The following is a 3178-nucleotide window of genomic DNA, read 5'->3' on the forward strand; positions in this document are numbered from 1 at the left end:
AAACAGCCCCGGTTGTTGTTCCCGTCGGGGCTGGCGGTGCTACAGTTACAGTAGATAATACAGTTGGCAACGTCGGAGAAAATACAACGTTTGGAGCCTACGTGACTGCCTATGGCGGCGGTGGTGGCTCTCCCGCCACTACTTTATTTGGGGGAGGCGGAGGAGGTGGAGCTACTTCCGTTGGCCTCGTTGGTAGCGGGACGGCTGGCGGGGCAGGCGGTGGCCCGGCAGGTGGATTTTATACTGCAACTTCATTCGCGTCAAAGAACTCTGCTTTTGGAGGAGGATGTGGTGGCATAGCTGGATCGTTGGTTGCGGCCGGAGATTCGGCTTTCGGAGGCGGTGGCGGTGGTGGTGGAACAGCTACTTCTGGAAATGGACCGGGAGGCAATTCACTGTGGGCAGGCGGCGGCGGTGGCGGTGGTTCGGATACCGGGACACCATCTGCGGGAGGGACTTCTCTCAATGGCGGAGCAGGAGGAGCCGGAGCAACGGAACCAAATGCGGCTACGGCCGGAACTCAACCGGGTGGTGGCGGTGGTGGTTCCGAGGCCGCTAATTCCGGCGCAGGCGGAAACGGCAAGGCCATAATAATCAGTTTCTAGGATATGTAATGAACGACAAAATGCTTCTCGTGTCTGGTTTAGGCGATTTCAATACTTCTCCGAGTGGCGTACTGCGAGTAGTCGATGGCAAGTTTACGCTCGATAAGATTAAGGCGTTTAATCGTGCGCGTAGATACATGAACGCCGGGGTCAATACGTGGCGCATACTAAGGCGTGGCATCTGGTCTATAGATAAACCATTCGACTTCGAGGATGAAGGATACTGGACGCTACTTAAAGAATATGTAGAGATATTACATCAGCCGTTTCAGGGAACGCGAGGCTTCCCTCCTGGGGCAGATGTATGGATAGAGATATTCGACGGATGCTCCGAAGATTGGATGTATGACCCGGCCAATTATGAGCGCGCCAGAAAACTTATGCGCGGTATGTTTAACGCCTTGGGCGGGCTTCCGTATGTTAAGTTCGGCGTAGGGAACGAGGTCAGTAGCCCGTATGCGCGGGCGTTCGTGCGCGATTGCGTCTATCCAGAGTTCAAACTGGCAAGCCGTAAGCCATTCGCATACGGGGCAAGCTATATAAGGCAGAACCCTCCCGGTAGCAAGGGGCCGCTTGAGTGGCAAGCCTACGAGTCCGAGAACGCCTTCGACTACGAAACTATGCTGACCATATATCGGCCAGTTCATAGCGTAAAGGATTCGTCCTCTATGAACCTCATAGATACCGTTAAGTATTGGGTAGAGCAGGGCAATCCGCTATGTGTTATCTGGTCTGTAGATGGCATATGGGACGGACAAAACCTATGCGACAGGGTTATCTATAATGGCGTGACACAGGTTCGGCCCTCGCCGTGGCAGATACAGTCAGCCATGAATTACTGGATGAACGCAACCAACAAATATCGTTTACCAAGTGGTCAGGTAAAGTATGGGTTTGAATATATCGGCAAGCAACCTAACGCGGATGATTGTCAGGTAATGGGGTATCTCGCTATATGCGATGCTTATAATGCCAAGTTTGGAGTACGTCCAGAAAACTACCTAAGATACCCGGAAGATTGGGTAGTTTCACCGGAACCTCCTACGCCCCCTACGCCTCCCGCCCCGACCGATTGCAAGTGCAGGTATTGGCTCAAGGGATGGGACTTTAAGCGTTGGTGGGATTGCGTTTTTGGAGACGGGCCTAAAAAATGTAAATAGGAGGAAATTAAAATGAATGTACCGTGGGGAGAAGTTGGAGCCGGGGCAGTGGCAGGACTAGCGCTGGGCTGGCGAATCTATGATGGGGTTAAAGAAAAAAGACTATCAAAGCAGTATGGCATTAAGGACAATCCTGACAGATGCCGTGAGCATGACCTTGCTATTGTGGGCATACAGAAGGACATCGAAGCCCTTAAAGAAGATATCAGCGAAATCAAGGCGAAGATTAACGCCCCGTTTCCCCATGAGTAAAAAAGGAGATTAACAATGTTTGGAATTGATGATGCAGTACTATTAGCCCTTGCGGCGGCTAGTTTTTTCGGCGGGAAGAAAGACTCGACACAACAGACAACGACAACCCCCGCTTATACACCGAGCGATCCGATGTACAATGTGCTTAGTCCATACCTTGCGAGTATGCTAACTCAGAACTTCCAGCGACTAAGCGGAGCAGGGTATCCGGGCGGCATTGGTATCGGCGGGAACATGAGCAACGACCTTATAGACATGATTGGCAACGCATGGCCGGACATTATGAAGAACGCCGGTACGCCGAAACAGGATACGACGGGATGGAGCAAGGTGTCGGTCGCAGACTGCGCGAAGGGCTGTAGCGCGAAAGGTATTAGATATGGCAATCCTGACTACGAAAAATGTATAAAGGATTGTATGTCTACTGGTATGGCGGCAAATAAAGCTAAAGACGCGGCGTCTGTCTAGGAGGGTAGAGTGGGCTATTTTTTAGGAAAGGGAACAACGACGCCAGCCGGGAGTCTCGACACAAATGTTTCCGGCATGACTCCATCTAATCTAGGTGGCGGCACTAATACGGGTGCGCCTCAAACGCAAAAGAGTACTTGGGCAGGATGTTCGGCTGACTGCCTGCGTAAGGGGCTACGTGCAGGAACACCTGAGTTTGACCAGTGTATAAATTCGTGCCTTGGAACGACATCCCCGCCAGCAGGAACCCCGGCCCCAGATGCAGGGGGGAATACTGGTACAGAAAAAGAAGATCAGTCTGACTGTATCCTTCGATGCGCTCAACGAAGCCTTCCAGGAAGTGCTGATTATTATAAGTGCGTAGAGATGTGCGGGAAGTGTGTCAACGGCAAGGACTGCGCGGGGAACGCTGACTGTCCTGGGGGAACGTGCGTAGGGGCAGTGGCCGACCCGGTTACCAAGCGTATCACGCCCGGTAAGTGTTCGTGCGCTGAGACAACGCCCACGCCAGCCGCAGGTGGATGTCCTGCCGGATCACCGGGAACGCCCGTGTCTGGACATCCCGAATGTAATTGCGGTGACGAATGGAATACCGCTACCACCACCTGCCCTCCTGGATATGTATTTCAGTCTAAGCAGATAGGCGGGAAACAAAACCCCGGCATGGTAGGGCGGTGCATATGCGAAGCGTTA

4 protein-coding genes are annotated in these 3178 nt (G+C 52.8%); all 4 read left to right on the plus strand.

Features of this window, described 5'->3' with window-relative positions; all coding sequences use genetic code 11:
* Positions 1-605, plus strand: a 605-nt coding sequence (locus tag WC359_15300; protein ID MFA5401817.1) for a glycine-rich domain-containing protein, incomplete at its 5' end; no start/stop codon positions are given.
* Positions 606-625: 20 nt separating this feature from the next.
* Positions 626-1765, plus strand: a complete 1140-nt coding sequence (locus WC359_15305) for a hypothetical protein (protein MFA5401818.1) — start codon at positions 626-628, stop codon at positions 1763-1765.
* 12 nt (positions 1766-1777) lie between these two features.
* A complete protein-coding gene (locus tag WC359_15310) occupies positions 1778-2017 on the plus strand; it encodes a hypothetical protein (protein MFA5401819.1) in 240 nt (79 codons plus the stop codon).
* Positions 2018-2032: 15 nt separating this feature from the next.
* Positions 2033-2485, plus strand: a complete 453-nt coding sequence (locus tag WC359_15315) for a hypothetical protein (GenBank protein ID MFA5401820.1) — start codon at positions 2033-2035, stop codon at positions 2483-2485.
* Positions 2486-3178: the final 693 nt, after the last annotated feature.

Source organism: Dehalococcoidia bacterium, from assembly GCA_041653995.1.
Taxonomy (GTDB): Bacteria; Chloroflexota; Dehalococcoidia; order GIF9; family UBA5629; genus CAIMUM01.

Coding starts and splice junctions, on each gene's coding strand:
- WC359_15305 (MFA5401818.1), top strand. CDS start 626: ATGCTTCTCGTGTCTGGTTTAGGCGATTTCAATACTTCTCCGAGTGGC.
- WC359_15315 (MFA5401820.1), top strand. CDS start 2,033: ATGTTTGGAATTGATGATGCAGTACTATTAGCCCTTGCGGCGGCTAGT.
- WC359_15310 (MFA5401819.1), top strand. CDS start 1,778: ATGAATGTACCGTGGGGAGAAGTTGGAGCCGGGGCAGTGGCAGGACTA.